The organism is Dactylosporangium sp. NPDC049140 (genome assembly GCF_040648435.1).
The window spans coordinates 1-22706 of the sequence record NZ_JBEZDS010000048.1 but is presented as its reverse complement, the minus strand read 5'-3'; the positions used below and the strand labels follow the sequence as shown (position 1 = coordinate 22706).

The 22706-nt window shown below is 73.2% G+C and carries 26 protein-coding genes; 12 read left to right on the top strand and 14 right to left on the bottom strand.

All coding sequences use genetic code 11. From position 1 onward, the window contains the following. Positions 1-17: 17 nt before the first annotated feature. Positions 18-1049: a lysylphosphatidylglycerol synthase transmembrane domain-containing protein gene (locus AB0B76_RS46540; RefSeq protein ID WP_360388683.1), complete on the bottom strand. Its 1032-nt coding sequence runs from the start codon at positions 1047-1049 to the stop codon at positions 18-20. Positions 1050-1117: 68 nt separating this feature from the next. Here AB0B76_RS46540 and lhgO point away from each other — a divergent pair, with 68 nt between their 5' ends. After that, positions 1118-2299: an L-2-hydroxyglutarate oxidase gene (gene lhgO / locus AB0B76_RS46535; protein ID WP_360388681.1), complete on the top strand. Its 1182-nt coding sequence runs from the start codon at positions 1118-1120 to the stop codon at positions 2297-2299. 10 nt (positions 2300-2309) lie between these two features. Further along, on the top strand, positions 2310-2846 hold the full coding sequence (locus AB0B76_RS46530; RefSeq protein ID WP_360388678.1) for a hypothetical protein: 537 nt from the start codon (positions 2310-2312) through the stop codon (positions 2844-2846). A 64-nt stretch (positions 2847-2910) separates the two neighbouring features. Here the strand turns inward: AB0B76_RS46530 and AB0B76_RS46525 are convergent, their stop codons facing one another. The 3 genes from AB0B76_RS46525 to AB0B76_RS46515 all read right to left on the bottom strand — a co-directional run bounded on the left by AB0B76_RS46525 (position 2911) and on the right by AB0B76_RS46515 (position 5607). Beyond that, positions 2911-3867, bottom strand: coding sequence for a hypothetical protein (locus AB0B76_RS46525; RefSeq protein WP_360388675.1), 957 nt, complete (start codon positions 3865-3867; stop codon positions 2911-2913). A gap of 674 nt (positions 3868-4541) precedes the next feature. Continuing rightward, positions 4542-4913, bottom strand: coding sequence for a helix-turn-helix domain-containing protein (locus AB0B76_RS46520; protein WP_360388672.1), 372 nt, complete (start codon positions 4911-4913; stop codon positions 4542-4544). 16 nt (positions 4914-4929) lie between these two features. Then, positions 4930-5607: a metal-dependent transcriptional regulator gene (locus AB0B76_RS46515; protein WP_360388670.1), complete on the bottom strand. Its 678-nt coding sequence runs from the start codon at positions 5605-5607 to the stop codon at positions 4930-4932. A gap of 73 nt (positions 5608-5680) precedes the next feature. On the opposite strand from AB0B76_RS46515, the gene AB0B76_RS46510 reads away from it, so the two are divergent. Then, positions 5681-6454, top strand: coding sequence for a sulfurtransferase (locus tag AB0B76_RS46510; protein WP_360388842.1), 774 nt, complete (start codon positions 5681-5683; stop codon positions 6452-6454). Next, the gene (locus tag AB0B76_RS46505) at positions 6451-7626 is read left to right on the top strand and encodes an acetoin utilization protein AcuC (RefSeq protein ID WP_360388667.1); all 1176 of its coding nucleotides are present in this window, start codon (positions 6451-6453) and stop codon (positions 7624-7626) included. The genes AB0B76_RS46510 and AB0B76_RS46505 overlap by 4 nt, the downstream gene beginning before the upstream one ends. Here AB0B76_RS46505 and AB0B76_RS46500 read toward each other — a convergent pair. Further along, positions 7623-7892 (bottom strand): DivIVA domain-containing protein, encoded by a 270-nt coding sequence (locus AB0B76_RS46500; RefSeq protein WP_360388664.1) that lies wholly within the window; start codon positions 7890-7892, stop codon positions 7623-7625. The two genes, AB0B76_RS46505 and AB0B76_RS46500, sit on opposite strands and share 4 nt — an antisense overlap. 38 nt (positions 7893-7930) lie before the next feature. Between AB0B76_RS46500 and AB0B76_RS46495 the strand changes: the two genes are divergently transcribed. Then, on the top strand, positions 7931-10735 hold the full coding sequence (locus tag AB0B76_RS46495; protein ID WP_360388662.1) for a GNAT family N-acetyltransferase: 2805 nt from the start codon (positions 7931-7933) through the stop codon (positions 10733-10735). Positions 10736-10996: 261 nt separating this feature from the next. Here the strand turns inward: AB0B76_RS46495 and sigB are convergent, their stop codons facing one another. The 7 genes from sigB to AB0B76_RS46460 all read right to left on the bottom strand — a co-directional run bounded on the left by sigB (position 10997) and on the right by AB0B76_RS46460 (position 15808). Continuing rightward, the gene (gene sigB, locus AB0B76_RS46490; RefSeq protein ID WP_360388659.1) at positions 10997-12001 is read right to left on the bottom strand and encodes an RNA polymerase sigma factor SigB; all 1005 of its coding nucleotides are present in this window, start codon (positions 11999-12001) and stop codon (positions 10997-10999) included. 118 nt (positions 12002-12119) lie between these two features. Continuing rightward, the gene (gene dtd, locus AB0B76_RS46485; RefSeq protein WP_360388656.1) at positions 12120-12542 is read right to left on the bottom strand and encodes a D-aminoacyl-tRNA deacylase; all 423 of its coding nucleotides are present in this window, start codon (positions 12540-12542) and stop codon (positions 12120-12122) included. Continuing rightward, positions 12530-13990 (bottom strand): methyltransferase, encoded by a 1461-nt coding sequence (locus tag AB0B76_RS46480; protein WP_360388654.1) that lies wholly within the window; start codon positions 13988-13990, stop codon positions 12530-12532. The genes dtd and AB0B76_RS46480 overlap by 13 nt, the downstream gene beginning before the upstream one ends. 17 nt (positions 13991-14007) lie before the next feature. Beyond that, a complete protein-coding gene (locus AB0B76_RS46475) occupies positions 14008-14349 on the bottom strand; it encodes a hypothetical protein (RefSeq protein ID WP_360388652.1) in 342 nt (113 codons plus the stop codon). A gap of 39 nt (positions 14350-14388) precedes the next feature. Next, a complete protein-coding gene (locus AB0B76_RS46470; protein WP_360388650.1) occupies positions 14389-14814 on the bottom strand; it encodes a hypothetical protein in 426 nt (141 codons plus the stop codon). Between the two features lie 27 nt (positions 14815-14841). Then, the gene (locus AB0B76_RS46465; RefSeq protein ID WP_360388647.1) at positions 14842-15297 is read right to left on the bottom strand and encodes a hypothetical protein; all 456 of its coding nucleotides are present in this window, start codon (positions 15295-15297) and stop codon (positions 14842-14844) included. Between the two features lie 43 nt (positions 15298-15340). Then, positions 15341-15808 (bottom strand): heme-degrading domain-containing protein, encoded by a 468-nt coding sequence (locus tag AB0B76_RS46460; RefSeq protein ID WP_360388644.1) that lies wholly within the window; start codon positions 15806-15808, stop codon positions 15341-15343. 62 nt (positions 15809-15870) lie between these two features. On the opposite strand from AB0B76_RS46460, the gene AB0B76_RS46455 reads away from it, so the two are divergent. Next, complete coding sequence (locus AB0B76_RS46455) at positions 15871-16281, top strand: SRPBCC domain-containing protein (protein ID WP_360388641.1); 411 nt, start codon at positions 15871-15873, stop codon at positions 16279-16281. 8 nt (positions 16282-16289) lie between these two features. Here the strand turns inward: AB0B76_RS46455 and AB0B76_RS46450 are convergent, their stop codons facing one another. Beyond that, positions 16290-16769 (bottom strand): toxin-antitoxin system HicB family antitoxin, encoded by a 480-nt coding sequence (locus AB0B76_RS46450; RefSeq protein WP_360388638.1) that lies wholly within the window; start codon positions 16767-16769, stop codon positions 16290-16292. A gap of 112 nt (positions 16770-16881) precedes the next feature. Here AB0B76_RS46450 and AB0B76_RS46445 point away from each other — a divergent pair, with 112 nt between their 5' ends. Genes AB0B76_RS46445 through AB0B76_RS46430 form a run of 4 tightly spaced genes read left to right on the top strand, consistent with a single transcriptional unit; the run spans position 16882 to position 20259 of the window. After that, on the top strand, positions 16882-17928 hold the full coding sequence (locus AB0B76_RS46445; RefSeq protein ID WP_360388636.1) for a thiamine pyrophosphate-dependent dehydrogenase E1 component subunit alpha: 1047 nt from the start codon (positions 16882-16884) through the stop codon (positions 17926-17928). A gap of 31 nt (positions 17929-17959) precedes the next feature. Next, a complete protein-coding gene (locus AB0B76_RS46440; protein ID WP_360388633.1) occupies positions 17960-18931 on the top strand; it encodes an ATP-binding cassette domain-containing protein in 972 nt (323 codons plus the stop codon). Next, positions 18928-19677 (top strand): ABC transporter permease, encoded by a 750-nt coding sequence (locus AB0B76_RS46435; RefSeq protein WP_360388630.1) that lies wholly within the window; start codon positions 18928-18930, stop codon positions 19675-19677. Before AB0B76_RS46440 ends, AB0B76_RS46435 begins: the two co-directional genes overlap by 4 nt. Positions 19678-19692: 15 nt before the next feature. Then, positions 19693-20259 (top strand): HhH-GPD-type base excision DNA repair protein, encoded by a 567-nt coding sequence (locus AB0B76_RS46430; RefSeq protein ID WP_360388627.1) that lies wholly within the window; start codon positions 19693-19695, stop codon positions 20257-20259. On the opposite strand, the gene AB0B76_RS46425 is transcribed toward AB0B76_RS46430, so the two are convergent. Next, entirely contained in the window at positions 20256-21089 is an 834-nt protein-coding gene (locus AB0B76_RS46425; protein ID WP_360388624.1) for an aminoglycoside phosphotransferase family protein, read from the bottom strand. The two genes, AB0B76_RS46430 and AB0B76_RS46425, sit on opposite strands and share 4 nt — an antisense overlap. 73 nt (positions 21090-21162) lie before the next feature. On the opposite strand from AB0B76_RS46425, the gene mscL reads away from it, so the two are divergent. After that, positions 21163-21612 (top strand): large conductance mechanosensitive channel protein MscL, encoded by a 450-nt coding sequence (mscL, locus tag AB0B76_RS46420; RefSeq protein ID WP_360388621.1) that lies wholly within the window; start codon positions 21163-21165, stop codon positions 21610-21612. A 38-nt stretch (positions 21613-21650) separates the two neighbouring features. Further along, a complete protein-coding gene (locus AB0B76_RS46415; protein WP_360388618.1) occupies positions 21651-22001 on the top strand; it encodes a DUF3099 domain-containing protein in 351 nt (116 codons plus the stop codon). The last annotated feature ends 705 nt before the right edge of the window (positions 22002-22706 follow it).

The window sequence follows — 22706 nt, the reverse complement described above, 5'->3', positions numbered from 1 at the left end:
TGGACGCGAGCGCGGTGCTAGGACTCCGGCGCCGGAGTCGGCGGCGGCGTGTGGCGAATCCGGCGCAGACCCACCGCGGCCGAGGCCCCCGCGGCCGCCACGTCGGCCAGGGTGAAGAGCAGGCGCGAGACGAGCGTCAGGGCCCAGGCCGTCGGCCACGGTACGCCCAGGCCCGCCAGCGCGATCGCCATCAGGAACTCGCGGGCGCCCAGGCCCGACGGGGCGACGATCACGAAGGTGCTGATGCTCATGGCCAGGGCCATCGCGAAGATGGAGCCGACCAGGCCGTGCACGCCGGGCAGGTGGGCGCGGACCAGGAACCAGATGTGCAGGCCCGCGGCCAGGTAGCCCACGGCGCACCAGGCGCTGCTCACGAGTACCGGGCGCCAGGTGATGGGGCGGTCCAGGGCCGGGCGGCGCAGGATGCGCATCGCGCGGCCCACGAGCCAGGTCAGCAGCGGGGGGTAGCAGCACGCCAGGCCGAACGGGAGCAGGATCACCGCGCACCAGACGGCGATCGCGGCGAAGGTCTGGTGGCTCGTCGCGTCCGCGCCGTCGAAGGCGACGCCGAAGCCGGGGGCGGTCAGGATCAGACCGACCGTCACGCCCAGGCCGGTGACGACGGCCGAGCCGATGAAGACCTTCGCGCGCGAGACGCCGACGCGGCGGCCGAGCTCCATCTGGACCACGTACGCCCACACCGTGCCCGGCAGGTACTTGCCCAAGGCGCCGATGAGCTGGATGGGCGCGGCGTCGCGGATGCGCAGCGGGTGGTCGAGGCTGCCGACCATTGCGCGCCAGGCCATCATCGTGGCCCACAGGCACGCCACGGCGCAGGCCAGGGACGCGCCCAGCGACGGCCACGACAGGCCGCGGAACGTCTCCGAGACCGAGGACCACTGCTGGACGGTGGTGGCGACGATGAAGTACGCGATCGCGAGCGCCGCTAGGATGCGGACCGCCTGGACCAGGCGGGCGCGCCACGGGCGGGCCGGTTTCAGGGTAGCCGCGGGGGCCACCGTGCCGTCGTCCATCGCCACCCCACTCACGGTCGGTCACGCTAGCACGCCATCTGAGACCCCTAAGATGGCGCGATCCGAGGTGAAGGAGTCGGCGCGTGCGGTACATCGTCATCGGTGGTGGCATCGTCGGGCTGGCGACCGCCCATCGGCTCGTCCAGGACCGCCCGGACGCCCGGGTCACCGTCGTGGAGAAGGAGCCGGGGTGGGGCGCCCACCAGACCGGGCACAACTCCGGGGTCATCCACGCCGGCGTGTACTACAAGCCGGGTAGCCTCAAGGCCACGCTCTGTAAGGCCGGCAGCGCCTCGATGGTCGATTTCTGCGCCGAGCACGGGATCGCCCACAAGGTCACCGGCAAGCTCATCGTCGCGACCGGGGACGACGAGCGGCCGCGGCTGCGGGCGCTGTTCGAGCGGGCGCAGGCCAACGGGCTGCCCGTGCGCCTGGTGAGTCCGGCGGAGGCGCGGGAGTACGAGCCGGAGGTCGCCTGTGTCGAGGGCATCCACGTGGCCTCGACCGGGATCGCCGACTACAAGGCCGTCTGCGTGAAGCTCGCCGAGCTCGCCGGGGAGGCGGGCGCGACGCTGCGGCTCAACACCGCCGTGCTCGGCATCCGGGCGAGCGGGCGCGAGGTCGTGGTGCGCACGACGACCGGCGACATCACCGCCGACGTGCTCGTCAACTGCGCGGGCCTGCACGCCGACCGGGTGGCCCGGATGGCCGGCATCAGCCCGCCGGCGCGCATCATCCCGTTCCGCGGGGAGTACTACGAGCTGCGCCCCGAGCGCCGTCACCTGGTCAACGGGCTCATCTACCCGGTACCGGATCCGCAGTTTCCCTTTCTCGGGGTACACCTGACGAAAATGATCGACGGGAGCGTGCACGCGGGGCCGAATGCGGTGCTGGCCATGGCGCGGGAAGGCTACTCGTGGGCGCGGATCCGGCCCCGGGACGTCGTCGACGCCGCCTCCTACAGGGGGTTGTGGGCGCTGGGGCGCAAGCATCTGCGGTACGGCCTCACGGAGGTCCGCCGTTCCCTGTCCAAACGCCGCTTCGCCGAGAGCCTGGCCCGGCTCGTCCCCGCGGTGACTGCTGCGGATTTGGTACCGGCTGAGGCGGGGGTGCGTGCGCAGGCGATCACGCCGGCCGGCGACCTGGTCGACGACTTCATGATCGTGACCGAGGGCCGGCAGGTACACGTGCTCAACGCCCCGTCCCCGGCGGCGACGAGCTCGCTGGAGATCGCCAAGTACATCACCGCGCGCCTACCGGTATAGGGTGCCCGCTGTGCGAAGGGTGCTGCTCGCCGTCGTTGCCCTGTCCGCCACGCTCGTCGCCGGGTGCGACGACGCCGGCGCGAGCCCGGCCGCCCAGACCTCGACCGCCCCCGCGGCGGCCGCGGGCGGCGCGTGCCAGCTGCTCGACTTCCGCATGGTGAATGCGAAGCTGGGCCTCAATCTGAGCGTCGCCGCGGGCGCGTCCATGGACAACTCGTTCAGCTGCGTGCTGCAGTCGGCCGCGGGCAGCTATCCGGACCTCGTGCTCTCCGTGAGCACGACGACCATCGGCGCGGACGTGTTCGGCTCCGACGTCCAGCCCAAGGACGCGCAGGCGGTGACGGGGCTGGGCCTGGTCGGGTACCAGATGCCGACGCCGGCCGCGGACAAGGCCGGCCCGGGCGTGGAGGTCGGCTGGCTGGCCGGCAACAAGCGCATCATCAAGCTGTCGCTGCGGCTGGCCCCGGGCGCCGGCGACGACCAGGCCCAGGCGGCGCTGCCGAAGATGGTCGAGCTGGCCAAGCTCATCGACCTGAGCAGCCTGTAGCCAAAATCGCCGGGTCAGGTGCCCGTTCAACCCGGGGGCGCCCCCGCGCGTGGCAGTGGCCGCGTCAGGTGTCCAGGCCGGCCGCCTTGCGGGCCGTCGCGAGTTGCCGCTCCGGGTCGCCGAAGTACCGCCACGGCCAGATCGCCGCCCGGTCGCCGCCGAGCTCGAGGTGCGTGCGCGCGCGGCCGGGTTCGTTCGCCTGGTGGTAGAGCGCGGCGAAGGCCTGGTGCGCGTGCATCGTCCACGGGTGCGTCGCGAACTCGGCGTGGCCGGCGAGGAGGCGGTCGGCGGCGGTGTCGGTCTCGCGGCGGATCTTGGAGTCGGCGAAGTACCGCCAGGCGCGCCAGAACCGCCCGACGACGGTCCCGTGCAGGAGGCCGTCGACGTAGCCCTCGATGTGCGCGAGCGCCACGAGGGCGTGCAGCGGGTGACCGTCGGGCCGCTCGGCGGTGCGGACGAGGGCGAAGGCGATAACCTTGTCCTGGTTGCCGTACCAGCGGTGCGTGAGGCCGGTCAGGTGCCGGGTGTGCGCCGCGTACAGGTCCGAGTCAAGCACGCACGCCCGCTTGAACACGTCCGCGACCTCGGTCCGGTGCAGCGGCGCGCAGACGACGGCGCCGGCGAGCTCGCTCCACGGCACCGGGTCGTCCCGCGAGAGCGCGGCGGCCTGGCGCAGCGCTGACCGCGCCCCGGCGACCAGGACCTGCTGCTCCTGCACCAGGCGCTCGGTCACGACCGGCTTGGCGTGGTTGTTCTCGCGTACGGCCCAGGCCGCGGCGGAGAGGGCGGCGCCCAGGAGGAGCCAGCGCTCGGGGAGATAGGGCTGCTGGGCCGTGAGCTCGCGCAGTCTCTCGATTCGCGTCACGCCCGCCGCGCCGAGGATCGCCACGGCGTGCTCGCGGGTCGCGGTGTCCTCGGTGGTGACGATCAATTCCAGGGCGGCGGTCGGGTCGGCGTCGTCGGCGAGGGCCGAGAGAGCTTTTTCGAGGGTTTCGTCGGAGAAAGCGCGGTCAAATACCACCAACTCAGGCTAAGTCGCGAAATTTCTGATGTTTGGGCTTGCGTCGGCATGTCACCCGCTTTGCCCTACCGGGGCGCCACGGCGCCCAAGTGCCCACAGCCCCAAAGCGCACGGGGCGCCCAAGTGCCCACAGCCCCCAAGGCGCCCACGGCGCCAAAGCGCCCACGGCGCCAAAGCGCTGAAGCGCCCACGGCGCCAAAGCGCCCACGGCGCCAAAGCGCCCACGGCGCCAAAGCGCCCACGGCGCCAAAGCGCCCACGGCGCCAAAGCGCCCACGGCGCCAAAGCGCTGAAGCGCCCACGGCGCCAAAGCGCCCACGGCGCCAAAGCGCTGAAGCGCCCACGGCGCCAAACGCCCACGGCTCCCAAGTGCCCGCGGCGCCCAAGCGCTAAAGCGGCCACGCCGCCGAGCGCCCACGGCTCCGAAGCGTCCAAGTTCCCACGCGCCGAAACACCCACGGCGCCGAAGCGCCCACGGCGTCCGCGGCGCCGAAGCGTCCGCGGCGCCCAAGGTGGACGACGGCACGCTCAGGTCCCTGGTCGGCGCGGCGCTGAAAGATGCGCAGCGTCCGCGGCGCCAAGCGCCCACGCGCGAAAGCGCCATGCACCCATGCGCCCGCGGCCTCAAAGCGTCCGTGGCCTCAAAGCGCCCACCGGCGCCGGGCGCGCCGTTCGCTAGGCGGGACGCTCGTCGTAGCGCGACCGCGACGCCGCCACATCCGATCTGTGCCGCTCGGCCCAACCGGTCAGGGCCGTCAACGCCGCCTGCAGTTCCAAGGCCATCGGCGTCAACGAGTACTCGACGCGCGGTGGCACGGTGGGGTAGCTCGTCCGCAGCAGGAGGCCGTCCCGCTCCAGGTTGCGCAGCGTCAAGGTCAGCATCCGGCGGCTGATGCCCGGGATCGCGCGCTCCAGGGCCGAGAACCGGATCGGGGCTCCCGAAGCGGCGACCAGAATGCAGACGCTCCACTTCGACCCGATCCGGTCGAGGACCTCTTCCACCGAGCAGGGGTCGCAGGCGCCGTCGTCGGGGCTCGAGGGAGGCACGGGCGCGCGGGCGGGGCTACGCCGCGGCCACGAAGACTCGCGACGCCACCTCGCGCGGGAGGCGGATGCGCTCGCCCTCGCGGTCGATCGAGACGCCGTCGCGCTCCTGGGCGACCGTCACGGTCGCGCCCGGGTCGATGCCCGCGGTGTGGAGCTGGCGCAGGACGTCGGCGTCGGTCTGGACCGACTCGCAGATGCGGCTCACGACGACGGCGCCGGCCAGGCCCGGGAAGGCGAGGTTGCGCTCCGGGTCGCCGGCCTCGTTCTGGGCGTCGCCCTGCAGCGTGTCGAGGCCGGGGATCGGGTTGCCGTACGGCGAGCGCGTCGGGCGCCCCAGCAGCTCGTAGACCCGCTGCTCGACGGCGTCGCTCATGACGTGCTCCCAGCGGCAGGCCTCCTCGTGGGCCTCCTCGTAGGGCAGGCCGATCACGTTGACGAGCAGCAGCTCGGCGAGGCGGTGCTTGCGCATCACCGCGACCGCGTGCTCGCGGCCCTGGTCGGTGAGTGCCAGGTGGCGGTCGCCCTCGACGATGAGCAGGCCGTCGCGCTCCATGCGGGCGACGGTCTGGCTGACGGTGGGGCCGCTCTGGTGCAGGCGTTCCGCGATCCGAGCACGCTTGGGGACGACACCCTCTTCTTCGAGCTCGAGGATCGTCTTCAAATACATCTCGGTGGTGTCGACTAGGTCGTTCACTGCCGTTGCCCTCCCGGTACGCGATGGTACTCGCTGCGTACGACAAGATTGGAGCGTGACAGCCAACCGGGCGATCTTGAACGTCGCCGCTCTCGCCGAGCTGGTGCGGTCCGCCCAACCGCCGACTCTTCTCGATGTGCGCTGGACCCTCGCGAAAGACGGCCGGGTCGCGTATGCGGCCGGTCACCTGCCTGGCGCGGTCTTCGCCGATCTCGACGAGGACCTCTGTGGGCCGCCGGGCGCCGGTGGGCGCCATCCGCTGCCCGATCCCGCCGCGCTGGAGGCCGCGCTGCGGAGACTTGGGGTCCGCGCCGAGCACCCGGTGGTGGTGTACGACGCAGGCGGGAGCAATCCTACCGGGGCGGCGGCGCGCGCCTGGTGGACGCTGCGCTGGGCGGGCTTGCGGGACGTCCGGGTGCTCGACGGCGGTTACGCGGCGTGGACGCGGGATGGACTCCCCGTGACGACCGAGATCCCCGAACCGGACGAAGGCGACGTAAAGGTGACGCCCGGCGGGATGCCGGTGTGGACCGAGGTCGAGGCGAGCGATTCGCGTAACACTTTGCTCGACGCGCGCGTAGCAAAACGGTTCCGCGGCGAGATCGAGCCGGTGGACGCGGTCGCCGGCCACATCCCGGGCGCGATCAACCTGCCGGCCGCGGAGACGGTCGACGAGAATGGGCTCCTGAAAAGAATCGAGGCGACAGAACCGGCCGGCGCCTACTGCGGCTCCGGGGTCACGGCGGCGCAGCTGGTCCTGGCGCTCTACGAACAGGGCCAGGACGCGGCGCTCTACGTGGGGTCGTGGAGCCACTGGATCACCGACCCGAAGCGGGCGATCGCATGAGCGCGCTTGTCGTGTGGGACGAGCGGCTGCTGCGGTACGACATGGGCGATCATCCCCTCGACCCGGTCCGCGTCGAGCTGACCATGGACCTCGCCCGCCGCCTCGGCGTCCTCGCCCGCCCCGGCGTCGTGCTGGAGCGGGCGGAGCCGGCCACCGACGACATGCTCGCGACCGTCCACGACCCCGACTACATCGCGGTGGTGAAGGCGGCCTCGACGGGCCGGCGTATCAGCCTCATGGGCCTCGGTACCAGCGACAACCCCACCTTCCCCGGCATGCACGACGCCAGCGCGCTCATCACGGGCGCGACCCGGCGCGCGGCCGAGGCCGTGTGGACCGGCGCCACCGAGCGGGCGGTCAGCATCTCCGGCGGCCTGCACCACGCGATGCCGGGCCGGGCGTCGGGCTTCTGCGTGTACAACGACCCGGCCGTGGCGATCAAGCGCGTCCTGGAGCTCGGGGCGGAGCGCGTCGCGTACGTCGACATCGACGTCCATCACGGCGACGGCGTGCAGGAGGTGTTCTACGACGACCCCCGCGTGCTCACCGTCAGCCTGCACGAGTCGCCGCGCACGCTGTTCCCCGGCACCGGGTTCCCGGACGAGACCGGCGGCCCGAACGCGCCCGGCTCCGCGGTGAACGTCGCGCTGCCGCCCGGTACCGACGACGGCTCTTGGCTTCGGGCCTTTCACGCGGTGGTCCCCGGAGTGCTGCGCGCGTTCCGGCCGCAGCTGCTGTTCACGCAGTGCGGCGCGGACACGTATCGCCACGACCCCCTCGCCAACCTCCGGTTGACCGTGGACGGCCAGCGCGCGGCGTACCTGGCGCTGCGCGACCTCGCCGCCGAGGTCGCCGGGGGCAAATGGGTCGCGAGCGGGGGCGGCGGCTACGCGCTCGTCGAGTGCGTGCCCCGGGCCTGGACCCACCTCCTCGCGGTGCTGACCGGCGAGGCGCTCGACCCGGCGCTGGAGCTGCCGGCCGGGTGGCGCGAGCTGGCCGCGCGCCGCGTCCCGGGCCAGCCGCTGCCGGCGACCATGGGCGACGGCGGCGACACGCGCTTCACGCCGTGGGTGCCGGGCGACTCCCCGGACGCCGTGGACCGCGCGATCATGGCGACCCGGCGTGAGGTGTACCCCTTCTTCGGCCTCGACCCGCACGACCCGCGGGACTAGTGCCGGACCGCGGCCTCGAGGCGCGTCAGGCGCTGCTTGATGTGGTCCAGCTCGGCGAGCATCGCCGTCTCGGCCGCGGCCGAGGTGCCGTAGGACGCGTGCGGTGCGGCGCTCGCCCGCAGGTTGGCGAGCTCGTCCTGCAGCGCGATGAGCGTCTGGGCGACGACGTCGAGGAACTGGTCGACCTCGTCCTCGTCGTACCCACGCTTGCCGAACGGCGCCTTGGCGAACCGCAGCGCCTGCACATCCGCCGGGGTCAGCATCATGGCAGACACGGTAACCCAGACGGGTGGAGACTATGCGGGTGAACGACGTTTCGGTCGAACGGGCCGCCGATGTGCTGCTCTCGGACGGGACCACCGTCCACTTGCGACCGATCCGGCCCGACGACGCGGACCGGATCGTCGCGCTGCACTCGCGGTTCTCGGAGCGGACGCGGTACCTGCGGTACTTCTCGGCGTACCCCCGAATCCCGCAGCGCGACCTCGACCGGTTCGTGAACGTCGACCACCACGACCGTGAGGCGTTCGTGGTCGAGCACGCCGGCGAGCTGATCGCCGTCGGCCGCTACGAACGGCTCGGCGCCGGCTCGCACCAGGCCGAGGTCGCCTTCGTGGTCGAGGACGCGCACCAGGGCCGCGGCATCGGCTCGGTGCTCATCGAGCACCTCGTCGCCGCGGCGGACACCGAGGGCATCACCGAGTTCGAGGCCGACGTGCTGCCGGTGAACCAGGCCATGCTGCGCGTGTTCATGGCCGCCGGCTTCCACATCGAGCGCCAGTTCGCCGACGGCGTCGTGCACCTGTGGTTCCCGATCAAGGCGACCCCCGACTCCCTGCGCGTGCAGCAGGACCGCGAGCAGCGCGCCGAGGCCCGCTCGATCGCCCGGCTGCTCACCCCGCGCGTCGTGGCCGTCTACGGCGCCCGCGCGGGCGGCTCGGGCATCGGCGCGGCGCTGCTGTCGCACCTGAAGGGCGCCGGCTTCGCCGGAGAACTGGTCCCGGTGCACCCGACCGCCCCGATGGTCGGCGGCCTGCCAGCCGTTTCAAGCCTCGGCGGTACCGCGGGAGCCGACCTCGCCGTGATCGCGGTCCCCGCCGAATCCGTCCCGGCCGTCGTCGCCGACTGCGCCGCGGCCGGCGTGCACGGGCTGGTCATCGTCTCGGCCGGCTTCGCCGAGTCGGGCCCGGCCGGCGCGCAGGCCCAGGCCGCCCTGCTCCGCGCGGTGCGCGAGCACGGGATGCGCCTGGTCGGGCCCAACTGCCTCGGCGTGGCCAACACCCACGCGGCGGTACGGCTCAACGCCACCCTCGCCCCGCTGCTCCCGCGCGCCGGGCGGGTCGGCTTCTTCAGCCAGTCCGCGGCGCTGGGCACGGCCCTGCTGGCCGAGGCCGACCGGCGCGGCCTGGGGCTGTCGACGTTCATCTCGGCCGGCAACCGGGCCGACGTGTCGGGCAACGACGCGCTGCAGTACTGGCGCGAGGACCCGCACACCGACGCGGTACTGCTCTATCTGGAGACCTTCGGCAACCCGCGCAAGTTCGCCCGCATCGCCCGTGAGCTGGCCCGCCGCAAGCCCGTCGCCGCGGTGGCGAGCCCGGTGCGCCCGCCGGCCCTCGACGCGGTGACCGTCGGCCCGGACGCCCGCGGGGTGGCGGCGCTCTTCGCCAGCTCCGGCGTCATCCGCGTCGACACCGTCGCCGAGCTCTTCGACGTGGGCCTGCTCATCGCCGGCCGCCCGCTGCCGACCGGCGACCGGGTCGCCGTGGTCACCAACGCGGCCGCGCTGGGCGTGCTCACCGTGGCGAAGGCGCCGGCCGCGGGGCTGCGCATCGCCGAGGGGTACCCGCTCGACCTCGGCCCCGCCGTGACCGACGTCGAGTTCGTACGCGCCGTGCACGCCGCCCTCGACGACGAGCGCGCGGACGCCGTCGTGGCCGCGTACGCCCCGGCGCTGGCCGAGGGCGACCAGCTCGGCGTGGCCGAGCTCCTGCGCGTGTCGACGGCGGGCGCCCCGCGCCCGCTCGCCGTGGTGATGCCGGCCGACCCGTCGTTCACGGTCGCCCCCGCGTACGGCGACGAGGACCCGGCCGCGCTGCCGATGTACCCGGCGATCGAGGAGGCGGTGCGGGCCCTGGGCCGTGTCGCCCGCTACGCCGCGTGGCGCCGCGAGCCGATCGGCGCCCTGCCCGACCTGCCCGGCGTGGACACCGCCGGAGGAACCGAGATCGCGCGGCGGCTGGCGGTGGCGGGGGCCGGAATCGCGACGCCGCTGGCGGTGCCGGCTTCGGACATCGGTCCGACAACGCCGCTCGCGGTGGCGGACACCGGTCCTGCGACGCCGCCCGCGGTGGCGGACACCGGTCCTGCGACGCCGCCCGCGGTGGCGGACACCGGTCCTGCGACGCCGCTCGCCGTGGCGGGCACCGGCTTTGCGACGCCGGGCGTCGGCGATCGCGGGCAGGCCGATGCGCTGCTCGCCGCCTATGGCATCCCGGTCGTACCCAGCCAGTGGGCCTCGGGCGACCACATCGTCGACCTGGCCGCGCGGATGGGCCTGCCGGTCGCCCTGAAGGTGGCGAAGAAGCCGTGGCGGCACCGGCTCGACCTCGGCGCGGTACGGCTGAACCTGACCACGCCCGCGGCCGTCGCCGAGGCCTACGAGGAGCTCGAGCGCCTCTTCGGCCGCGGCGTCGAGGTGGTCGTGCAGCCCATGGTCGCGCCGGGCGTCGCGTGCGTCGTGGAGGTCGTCGACGACCCGTCGTTCGGCCCGGTAGTGGGCTTCGGCCTCGGCGGCGAGGCGGCCGACCTGCTGGGCGACCGCGCGTGGCGCCCGGTCCCGCTGACCGACCGCGACGCCGCGGCGCTCGTCCTGGCCCCGCGGGCGGCGCCGCTGCTGACCGGGTACCGCGGCGCCGACCCGGTGGACCTCGACGCCCTGGCCGACCTGCTGCTGCGCGTGGGGCGCCTGGTGGACGAGCAGACGACGCTGTCGTCGCTGACCCTGAACCCGGTCCTGGCCCGCCCGTCGGGCCTGACGGTACTGCACGCGAGCGCCGAGTTCGCCCCGCACCTACCAAGACCGGACAGCGGCCCCCGACGCCTGTGACCGGCCATGGTGCGCGACCTCGACAACGCGCCGGACCCGAAGAGCTGCGAACTGCCGTGGACGGCGCGGAATCTGCCGGCCCCGATGAACCAAGTTGAACGAGCCTGGCGCTCGGGCCCCGAGAAAAGTGCAGAAGGGCCGCCCCCGGGAGGGGCGGCCCTTCGCGAAGCGGTGATACGCATCGAGGCGGCTCCGCGGCGGATCACCACCGCGGAGCCCAGCCATCGATCGTGGGGTCTGGGGCTCGGGCCCCAGGGAAGTTCAGGACGCGTAGGCCTCGAGGCGCTTCGCCCGGGAGGGGTGGCGCAGCTTCAGCAGGGTTACCTTCTCGATCTGGCGGATGCGCTCCCGCGACAGGCCGAACTCGCGGCCCACCTCGTCCAGGGTGCGCTGGCGGCCGTCGTCCAGGCCGAAGCGCAGCCGGATGACCGCCTGCTCGCGCTGCGACAGCGTCGACAGGACGATCTCGACCTCGGAGCGGAGCATGCCCTGCGACACGCTGTCGGCCGGCTCCTCGCGCGGGTCGATGCGGGCCACGAAGTCGCCCAGGGCGCTCTCGCCGTCCTCGCCCACGGCCTGGTCCAGGCTGACCGGCTCGCGGTCGTAGGAGATCAGCTCGATGACCTGGTACTCCTCGACGCCCAGGGCCGCGGCGATCTCGGCGACCACGGGCTCGCGGCCGAGGCTCGCGGCGAGGTCGCGGCGGACGCGGACCATGCGGTTGACCTGCTCGACCATGTGCACCGGGATGCGGATGGTGCGGGCCTGGTCGGCCATGGCGCGGGTGATGGCCTGGCGGATCCACCAGGTGGCGTAGGTGGAGAACTTGTAGCCCTTGGTGTAGTCGAACTTCTCGACGGCGCGGATGAGGCCGAGGTTGCCTTCCTGGATGAGGTCGAGGAAGGCCATGCCACGTCCGGTGTACCGCTTGGCGATGCTGACCACGAGGCGCAGGTTGGCCTCGAGGAGGTGGGCCTTGGCGGCGCGCCCCTCGCGGACCACGACGTCGTAGGTCTTCATCCAGGCCGGGTGCACCATGCCGGTGGCGAGCTTCTCCTCGGCGTACAGGCCGGCCTCGATCTTCTTGGAGAGGTCGACCTCCTGCTCGGCGGTGAGCAGCTTGGTGCGGCCGATCGTGTTGAGGTACGCGCGAACCAGATCCGCTGAGACGCCCGTGTTGTCGAGCGCGTGCTCCTGCTCGTGCTGTTCGTCGGCCTCAACGTCGACGGCGTTGAAATCCGTGGTCTCACTCAGCGGCTGGGCCACTTCGCTCGCCTCCCGTGTGGATTGACAAGTGGCGCGATCACTCCTGCGAGAAGTAGCTTCGCTGAGCGGGCGTGAAGTGGCGGTGAGGCGGCGTAGCCGTGGCACGAAACCGTGAGTCTCAGACCTCGAGTAGTACGGTCCGCGGTCCCACGTTCACGCTTTCGACGAGCATGTGGGTGCGGAATCGACCGGTTTCTACGATTGCGCCCCGGTCTCGCAGGGCGGTGCAGAACTGCTCGATGAGCGGCTCGGCGGCCTCGGGGCGGGCGGCGGCGATCCACGTCGGGCGCCGGCCCTTGCGCGCGTCGCCGTACAAGGTGAACTGCGAGACAACGAGGAGTGGCGCGCCGGTGTCGGCGGCGGATTTCTCGTCGTCGAGGATCCGTAGTTCGTGCACCTTGCGGGCGAGTGCTTCGGAAGTATCCGCATTGTCGGAATGCGTGACCCCCACCAAAACGAGCAGCCCGTCGGTGATCGATCCGACGACGACGCCGTCCACGGTCACGTGCGCGCGCGAAACGGTCTGGACTAGGGCGCGCACAGGAGCACGCCCCGCTCGACCAGATGGGACACGAGGGGGACCGCGACGTCGGCGAGAACCTCCGGCGGTACACCATGGGCGGCCGCCAGCACGTCGACCTGATCCTGCAGGGTCACCGACCCGTCGCACGCTCCCACGAGCGTCAGCGCGACCGGGTCCACCTCCTCGACCCACCGCAGCCCGTCGGGCAGGACGAGCAGCTGCTGCCCGACCTCCCAGCCCTCGGCGCCGAGCGCGGCCTCCTGGCGCAGCGTCAGGCCCGGCGCGGCGACGAGGCGGCTGTGCAGCAGGTCGGCGTGGCGCAGGAAGTCCTGGCGGTCGAACCAGTCGCCGATGAGCGGGCCGAGGTCGCCGCCGACGGTCTGCCGGAGGTCCTCGATGCGCACCGTCGGGTCGTCGTGGCCGCCGGCGCGCAGGGTGATGAGGCCGAAGCCGACCGCCTCGACGCGCTGCGCGTCGAACCAGTCGAGCCAGGCCGCGGCCAGGGCCGGCTGGCGGGACGGGTCCTCGGAGGCGTCGGCGAGCCACAGGTTGACGTACGCGAGCGGGTCCGACACCTCGCGCTGGATCACCCACGCGTCGAGCCCGGTGCCGGCGAGCCAGTCGTTTACCCGCTCGGTCCAGTCCTCGCCCGCCACGTGCAGCCAGTTGGCCAGGAACTGCATGTGCCCGCCGGCGGCGAGCAGGCCGGGCGCGGCCGCGACGAGCTCGGCGCAGACGGCGTCGCCGGGGCGGCCGGAGTCGCGGTACGTGTGCGCGGTGCTGCCGGGGCCGGCGACGAACGGCGGGTTGCTGACCACGAGGTCGAAGCGGCGGCCCGCGACCGGGCTCGTGAGGTCGCCCTCGAGCAGCTCCCAGTCGAGGCCGTTGAGCGCGGCGGTGGTGGCGGCGAAGCGCAGGGCCCGCGGCAGTACGTCGGTGGCGGTCACCCGCTGCGCGTGGGTGGACAGGTGCAGGGCCTGCACGCCGCAGCCGGTGCCGAGGTCGAGCGCGGTGCCGACCGGGCGGCGCAGGGTGGCGGCGGCGAGGGTGCTCGACGCGCCGCCGATGCCCAGGACGTGGTCGCCGGGCAGCGGGCGGCCCGGGCGCATGCCGGCGGAGAGGTCGGCGACGACCCACCAGTCGCCGTACGGCTCCAGCTCCAGCGCCGCGCGGACACCCTCCGCGGCGGCCTCCAGCAGCGGGGTCGCCGACTCGAGGGGCAGCGGGGCGAGCGCGGCCGCGACCCGGTCGAGCGGCTCGGTCTGGCCGCAGATGAACAGCCGGATCAGCGTGTCGAGCCGGCCCCCGGCCTCGGTGATGCGCAGCGCGGCGCGGAAGTCGTTGCGCGCGGCCGCGGCCGCGGCGTCCTCGCCGAGATGTTTCCGGATACCTTCGGAGGTGTACCCGGCCGAGCCGAGCGCCTCGCGCAGCTGAGCCAGGGCGGTGTTGTCCAGCAGTGCGTCCACCCTGCCATCCTGGTACGTCAGCGTTGGTCGATGCCTATGCAGGCCACGACCCGGGACGCGTCGGCGGTGAGGAACAGCTGGAAGTGGGTGGGCGGGTTCTCGATCTTCGCCTCGCCGACGCGCAGCGGCCGGTCGCCCGAGGTCGCCAGCACGTCGATCGCCTCGGCGCTGCCGAGCATCGGGTTGCCGATGCGTTCCATGTGCTGGGCCCGGCGGGTGTAGCTGCGCGCGAGCTGGTCGGCGGGCAGGGTGTGGTCCCAGACCACGTATTCCGCGCCCGCGCGGATCGCGGCGCGGCACGCCTGGAAAGCCGCCCCCGGCTCCTCGGCGAGGAGCCGGAGCAGTGCTTCACGCTCCATGAGCAATATGACCACAAAGCACGGGATTTGACCAGGTTCCTAACTGCAGTTCTTGAGCTGCTTGCGCACGTCGGCGGGGGCCTTGTCGCACGAGCCCGTGCCGACCGCGACCCACATGGCCTTGGCGTCGTCGAAATGGAACAGCACGGTCGCGCGGTCGCCCTCGGTGCGGGCGGTGGCGTACTGCAGCACGCAGCTGACGTCGGTGAGGCCCTTGCCGAGCTGCACGGCCGCGGCGAGCTGGGGATCGGTGACGAGCGCCTTCTCCAGCGCGGGCGCGTCGACCGGGCAGCCGCTCGCCGCGCTTACGCCGGGCTTGAGCGGCGCGGGGCCGGTCTGCGGCAGCAGGGAGGTCTGGTCCGGCGTGGGGAGGTTGGGGGTGGACTGGGCCTGGGGTGTCCCGCCGGAGCAGGCCGCGAGGGTGGCGGCCGCCCCAGCGAAGACAGCGAGGAGTGTGTATCTCACCCCGGCAATTTACGACACTCGATCGGGTTAGTTCTGGCAACCCTTGAGGTGTGTCGCGATGTCCGCCGGCACCTTGTCCCGGCAGACGCCGTCGGTGCCGCCGGAGACCGCGGCCCAGGTCTTCTTCGCGGCGTCGTACTTGAACAGCACGACCGCCGCCTCGAGGTTGGTCGGCTGCGCGGAGGCGGTGGCCCAGCCCGCGTAGCAGCTGACGTCCTTGAAGCCCTTGCCGAGCACGATGGCGTCGGCGATCTGGGCGTTGGCCTTGAACGCCTTCTCCAGCGTGGCGGCGGTGACCGGGCAGCTGCTCGGGGCCGTCACCGGGCTTGGGGCCGCCGGGCTGCTGGGCGCCGCCGCCGCGGCACTGGTGGCCGGCGGCGGCGCCGCGGCGTTCGAGGCGGCGGGAGCCGCGGGGTCATCGGAGCAGCCGGCCAGCGCCGCCGCGGCGAGCGACAAACCCGCAAGAGCGAATCGAATCTTCACACGCGGCATGGTGGGGCCTGGCCGCCCCGCGGTCGAGTCGGCTTCACGACACCCGGGCGAGGAAGCGCTCCAGCACCTCGACGACCAGCGCGTGATCGTCCGCCTGGGGCAGACCCGACACCGTCACGACCCCGACGACGCCCACATCGCGGACACGGATGGGGAAGGCGCCGCCGTGGGTGGCGTACTCCGCGGGGTCGACCCCGTACGCGGCGTCGAAGACCTTGTCCCGGGCCGCCAGCCGCCGGCCCACGAGGTAGGAGGAGGCGTGCAGCCGCTCCACCACCCGGATCTTGCGCTCGATCCAGCGGTCGTTGTCGGGGGCGGTGCCGGGCCGGGCGGCGTGGAAGAGCTGCTGGCCGCCCCGGCGGATGTCGACCGTGATGGCGAGGGAGCGCTCCTGGGCCGTCTCCACCAGCAGGCAGCCGAGCGCCCAGGCGTCGTCGTTGTCGAACCGGTCGAACAGCAGCCGGGCCTCCTGGGCCTCCAGCTCCTTGATCAGATCGTCCATCACCACATGCTCCCAAGCCGCTCTCAAGTCACCGGCAAGTCCGGCCCGCAGAATTCTGCAGCATGAGGACACGGACCTTCACGCTGTACATCGCCGCCACGCCCGAGCTGGTCTGGCGGGCGCTCACCGAGCCGGAGCTCACCCGGCGGTACTACCTCGGCCTCGCCGTCGACTCCACCTGGCGGCCCGGCGCCCCGATCGTGTTCCGCACCGATCGGGGCCCGGTCGCCGAGGCCCTCTACGGCGAGATCCTCCACGTGATACCCGGGGAGGAGCTGATACACAGCCTGCACGCGGCGCAGTGCTGGCTCACCTGGGACGTCGCGGCGGTCGAGCCGGGCCTGACCCGCGTCGCGCTGAGCTGCGACGACCTCGACGCGCGGCCCGACCCCGAGCGCGACGAGGCGTGGGCCCGGGTGGCGAGCGGCCTGAAGACGGTCCTCGAGACCGACGTCATGTTCCGGACGACCTGACCGCCCGGCTAGCCGATCCAGCCCACGAACGCGCCCTTGGCGGCGCGGGGCGCCGGGGCCGGGGACGTCTCGCTCGCGACCACGGCGGACAGGGTGCGGGTCAGCCACGCGTTCACCGACAGGCCCTCGCGCGCGGCCGCCTCCTCGATGCGCTGCTTGAGCTGCTCGGGCGGGCGGAAGTTGATGCGGCCCACGGGGCCCTCGGGCGACGGCTCGGGCGCGCTCACGGGCGACGGCGCCGCCGTGGGCTCGCCGTCGGCGGTGGTGACGACGAAGTACGGGTTGCGGTCGCGCACGCGGACCTCGACGGAGCCGGGCGCCAGGTCGCGGGTGATCTCGTCGGCCGCGTCCGACAGCACGTCGAACATGGCCAGCCGGGTCGCCGAGGCCACCGCCGCGGCGAGGCGCTCGGCCAGCGCGGTCTCCTCGGGACCCGCGGCCGCGAGCAGCTCGGCGCGCAGGCCGTCGACGTAGCGGGTCAGGTCCATGCCGCCAGTATCGCGCAACTATGGCGAATTCCATGGCGCCACCGGCGCCATGGACGGGTCCGCGCACGGCAGGATGGGTGATGCACCCAGGCGACACACGGGGAGATGCTCGATGATCCAGTTGCTCGCACCCGACGGGACCCTGCGGTCGGACGCGGACGCACCGCTCGAGGTGACCCCTCAGCTGTGCCGTGACCTGCTGCGCGACATGGTGCTCGCGCGCCGGTTCGACGAGGAGGCGCACGCCCTGCAGCGCCAGGGCGAGCTCGGCCTGTGGCTGATGGCGCTCGGGCAGGAGGCGGCCCAGGTCGGCTCGATGCGGGCGCTCGAGCCCGGCGACTACGTGTTCCCCAGCTACCGCGAGCAGGCCGCCGCCCGCTGCCGCGGCATCACCCCGGCCGAGCTGCTGGCCCAGTGGCGCGGGATCACCCACTCGGGCTGGGACCCGCGGCGGTACCAGTTCCACATCTACAGCCTCGTGCTCGGCACGCAAGCGCTGCACGCGACCGGGTACGCGGTCGGGGTACGCCTGGACGGCTCCGACGAGGTGGTGCTCACGTACTTCGGCGATGGCGCGAGCAGCCAGGGCGACGTGAACGAGGCGCTCAACTGGGCCGCGGTCGCCGGTGCCCCGATCGTGTTCTTCTGCCAGAACAACCAGTGGGCGATCTCCACCTCGACCAGCCGGCAGATGGCCGCGCCGCTGCATCGGCGCGCCGTCGGCTTCGGGCTGGAGTCGTACCACGTCGACGGCAACGACGCGCTCGCCGTGCACGCGGTCACGGCCCGGGCCGCGGCGTCGGTGCGCAGCGGCGGGCCGCCGGTGCTGATCGAGGCGATGACGTACCGCATGGCGGGCCACAGCACCTCGGACGACCCGCGCCGGTACCGCTCCGACGCCGAGGTGGAGGCGTGGCGCCAGCGCGACCCGATCGCCCGCCTCGAGCGGCTCGTGCGGGAGCGCGGCTGGGCCGACGACGACTGGTTCGCGGCCCTGGCCGCCGAGTCCGGCACCGTCGCCGCCGAGACCCGCGCCGCCTGCCTGGCCCTGCCGGACCCGGTGCTCGGGGACATGTTCGCGCACGTCCTGCAGGAGGAGAGCGAGCTCGTCCGGCGCCAGCGGGAGTGGATGGAGGCGTACCACGCCACGCTGGCTTGATTTGGCGCCATGATGGCGCCATAGTGATGTCATGACTGACTCGGGCATCACGGTCACCGGGCTGCGCAAGTCGTACGGCAACCAGGTCGTCCTCGACGGCATCGATCTCGACGTCCCGGCCGGGACCATCTTCGCGCTGCTCGGCCCCAACGGCGCCGGCAAGACCACGATGGTGCACATCCTGGCCACGCTGATCCCGCCGGACGCGGGTGGCGCCACAGTGGCCGGGCACGACCTGGCCACCGAGGCCGGGAAGGTCCGTGGCGCCATTGGCGTCACCGGCCAGTTCTCGGCCGTGGACAACCTCCTCACCGGCGAGGAGAACCTGCTGCTCATCGCCGACCTCCTGCACCTGCCCCGGCGCGCGGGCCGGCGCCGCGCGGCCGAGCTGCTGGAGCGCTTCGAGCTCACCGACGCGGCCCGGCGGACCCCGGCGACGTACTCCGGCGGCCTGCGACGCCGCCTCGACCTGGCCATGACCCTGGTCGGCGACCCGCGCGTGATCTTCCTGGACGAGCCGACGACCGGCCTCGACCCGCGCAGCCGCCGCACCGTGTGGGAGATCGTCCGGGGACTCGCCGCGGACGGGGTGACGATCTTCCTGACCACGCAGTACCTCGACGAGGCCGACCAGCTCGCCGGGCGCGTCGCCGTGCTCGACCGCGGCCGGATCGTCGCCGAGGGCCGCCCCGGCGAGCTCAAGCGCCGCGTTCCCGGCGCGCACGTCCGGCTCGGGTTCGCCGGCCCGGAGGCGCTCAACGCCGCGGCCGCGCTCCTGCCCGCCGCGACCGTGATCCTCGGCGAGGGGGCGTTCGAGCTGCGGGTGCCGGGCGACGGTACCGCCGCGGATCTGCGGGAATTGCTCGACCGCCTGCAGACCGGCGAGGTCGAGCCCGACACCCTGACCGTGCACACACCCGACCTGGACGACGTGTTCTTCGCCCTGACCGGGCACGCCGTCGCCTCCGCCGCCGCCTCTTCCGAAACGGAGACCGTGCGATGAGCGACGCCCTGACCATGCTGCGGCGCGACCTTCGGCACAACCGCCGCAACCCGTCGACGATGTTCGGCGCCCTGATCGCCCCGGTGCTGATGCTGCTCATGTTCGTCTACATCTTCGGGGCCGCCACGGACCTCGGCGAGGACTACCTCGGCTACGTGGTGCCGGGCATCCTGGTGCTTTGCATCGGCTACAGCGTCGGGCAGACCGCCGTGGCCGTGGCGACGGACATGAACGAGGGCATCATCAACCGGTTCCGCACCATGGGCATCTCCCGCGCGGCGGTGCTGACGGGCCGCGTGCTCGGCACCGTCCTGCGCACGCTGCTGTGCGTGGCGATCATCCTGGGCCTGACCGTGCTCATGGGGTACCGCCCCCACGCCGGCGTGACCGGCTGGCTCGTCGTGACCGGGATCGTGGCCCTCGCCGCGTTCGCCGCGGCCTGGCTGACCACGGCGATGGGCCTGTCCGTGCGCACGGTCGTGGCCGCGAGCTACGCGGCCCTGCCGGTGACCCTGCTGCCGATTCTGAGCAGCGCGTTCTCGCCCACGGGCCGCATGTCGCCGGGCGTGCGGGCGTTCACCGAGCACCAGCCGTACACCCCGATCATCGAGACTCTGAGGGGCGCGCTGAACGGGACCCCGATCGGTGCGCACCTGTGGTGGGCCGTGGGGTGGTCGGTGGCGATGGCCCTGGGCGGATACCTGTGGGCCCGGGCCCGCTTCACGCGCCCGCCGACCCCGCGGTGAGGCAGGATGGTCGGCATGGCCATCACGCTGCCGATCGATGATGTGGCGAACGAGTACCTCACCCGCAGCCCCCTGGCGCTGCTCATCGGGATGACGCTCGACCAGCAGATTCCGCTCGAGAAGGCGTTCTCCTCCCCGTACGTGCTGGCGCAGCGCCTCGGGCACGAGCCGGCCGCGCCCGAGCTGGCCGAGTTCGACCCCGAGGCGCTGATCGCGATCTTCGCGACCCCGCCGGCGCTGCACCGCTTCCCGAAGGCCATGGCCGGGCGGGTGCAGGAGGTCTGCCGGGTGCTGACCGAGCGGTACGACGGCGACCCGGCCGGCCTGTGGGACGGGGTGGCCGACGGCGGCGAGCTGCTGCGCCGGGTGCAGGGGCTGCCCGGCTTCGGCAAGCAGAAGGCGCAGATCTTCGTGGCGCTGCTCGGCAAGCAGTACGGCGTGCAGCCCGACGGGTGGCGCGCGGCCGCGGGCGGGTACGGCGAGGAGGGCTCGCACCGCTCGGTCGCCGACATCGTGGACGGGCCGTCGCTGGCGAAGGTGCGGGAGTACAAGAAGCAGATGAAGGCGGCCGCGAAGGGCTAAGCGAGGTGGCGCCACTGCTCGGACGTGGCGAAGAAGCGCACCAGGCCCAGCAGCCGGCTCGCCGGAGGCGCGGTCCAGTGGCGCGCGTGCGACGGGGTGGGGTCGCGCAGGCGGGCCAGGGCCCAGACCAGGTGGTGCCAGAGGACCCGCGGCTCCATGTTGATGCCGCCGTACCCGCGCAGCGCCCACGGCACGACGGTCAGCGGCAGCTTCGCGAACTCGGTGGCCGGGTCGGCCAGCGTCGCGTCGCCCCAGTCGATCAGCCCGGTCAGGGTGCCGCCCGCGGTCATGATGTTCTGCGGGGCGACGTCGCCGTGCACGGGCACGGGCAGCGGCGCGATCGGTATCCGCGGGGCGAGCCGGTCGAACCAGCCGGCGAGCCACTCCGCGCCCTCCTGGTCGAGGCGGCCCTCGGCACGCAGATCCGACACCAGCGCCCACGGGTCCGGGGACGGCGCGGCGACGGGCAGCCCGGGCGGGGGCGCGACGCGGTGCAGCTTCGCCAGTTCCCGGCCCACCTGCTCGAAAAGCTTCGGCGTCGGTACCCGCTGAGCCTCCGCATCCGCCCCGCGAACCCGCTCGGTGAGCAGGTAGGGCACCGTGGCGTCGAACTCGACCACGGCCGGCGTGAGCACCCCGCCGCGGCGCGCCGCGGGGATGATCGCCGCCTCGGTGAACAGCCGCGCGGCGTCGGGGCGGGTGCGCGGGACGCGCAGGACCAGGTCGTCCCCGAGCAGGTGAACGTGGTTCGCCCCGCCCTCGGGTCCGGCCTGTACCTTCTCGGGCGGCACCCCGTGCCGCGCCGCCACCGCCTCCGGTAACCCGTCCACGCCAGACTGTGGCACGCCGACAAGTGGCGCGGCAACGGATGCGGATGGGGCCAACCGGCCGTAAGGTGCATGCGTGCTGAAGGGATTCCGGGATTTCATCTCCCGTGGCAACGTCATCGAGCTCGCCGTCGCGGTCGTCATCGGCGCCGCCTTCACCAACGTCGTCAACGCGTTCACCGATGGCTTCCTCAAGCCGCTGATCAGCCTGACCGGTGGCATCGGGGTCGACGACAAGCAGGGCCTCCACATCGGCAAGCAGGTGCTCGCGTGGCCCAGCTTCGCGAACGCGCTCATCACGTTCCTGCTGACCGCCGCCACCGTGTACTTCCTCGTCGTGCTGCCCATGAACAAGCTCGCCGAGCGCCGCAAGCGGGGCCTGGAGCCCGAGCCGGCCGCGCCCAGCGACGAGATCCGGCTGCTCACCGAGATCCGTGACCTGCTGTCCACCGGCACCACCGACCGCGACCGGGGCCCGGCCGGCGGCACGAACCCGGGCGGGCCGATCAGGCCCACGGACACGTGACCCACCACGCACCCCGTGCGCGTGGCAGACTCGAACCAATGGCCCGTAGGGATCGCCCACAGCTGATCACCGACGCGGCGCGGAGCCCCGAGCAGGAGCTTCACGCCCGTGAGGTGCGCTATGTGTCCATGATGCTCCTGCGCGCCGCGTGCGTGGTGGTCGCCGCCATCCTGGTGGCGACCCGCCCGCCGCTGCTGTGGCTGTGGCTGTCGCTCTGCATCGCCGGCGCGGTCCTCCTGCCGATGATCGCGGTACTGCTGGCCAACGACGCGCCGGTGCGGCCCGAGAACCGGCTCCGGAACCGCTTCAAGCGCCGCAAGCCGACGTCCCACCCGGACCCGGACCACGCGCTGACCGAGCGCGAGCACAAGGTCATCGACGCGGAGTAGGGCCGGCCGCCCGCCTTGGGCAGCGCGAGGCCTCTCGCCCGGACGCGCACGCCGCGCTGGTGGGGCCGCGACCACTTTGGGTGACGCGAGGAGTCCCGCCCGGGCGCGGACTTGGGTCGGCCGCCCGCTCAGAGCGGTGCGAGACGTCTCCGCGCGGATGCGGGGCGGCGCGCTGACCGAGCGCGAGCACGAGATCATCGACGCGGACCAGGGTCGGCCGCTCGCCTGGCGCGCCGCTCGCCTGGCGCGCCGCTCGTCCTGCACGCGTTCGCCTTGAGCGCCGCTCACCTCACGCGCCGCTCACCTCACGCGCCGCTCGCCTCACGCGCCGCTCGCCTTGCAAGCGTTCGCCTTGAGCGCCGCTCACCTCACGCGCCGCTCGCCTTGCACGCGTTCGCTCAGCCCAAGCGAGCAGACCCAAGCAAATGTGCCGCCGAGGCAGCCCACGCCGGCCTCGAGCGCCGCTCGCCTGGCGTGCCGCTCGCCTTGCACGCGTTCGCCTTGAGCGCCGCTCACCTCACGCGCCGCTCGCCCGGCGCGCCGCTAGACGTCCCACCCACGCGCGGACCAGGGTCGGCCGGCCACCCTCGGGCGGCGCGACACGTCGCGCCCCTGGACGCGGGCCTCGGGCGGCGCGACACGTCGTCCCGCCCGGGCGCGGGCCTCGGGCGGCGCGACACGTCGCGCCCTGGACGCGGGCCTCGG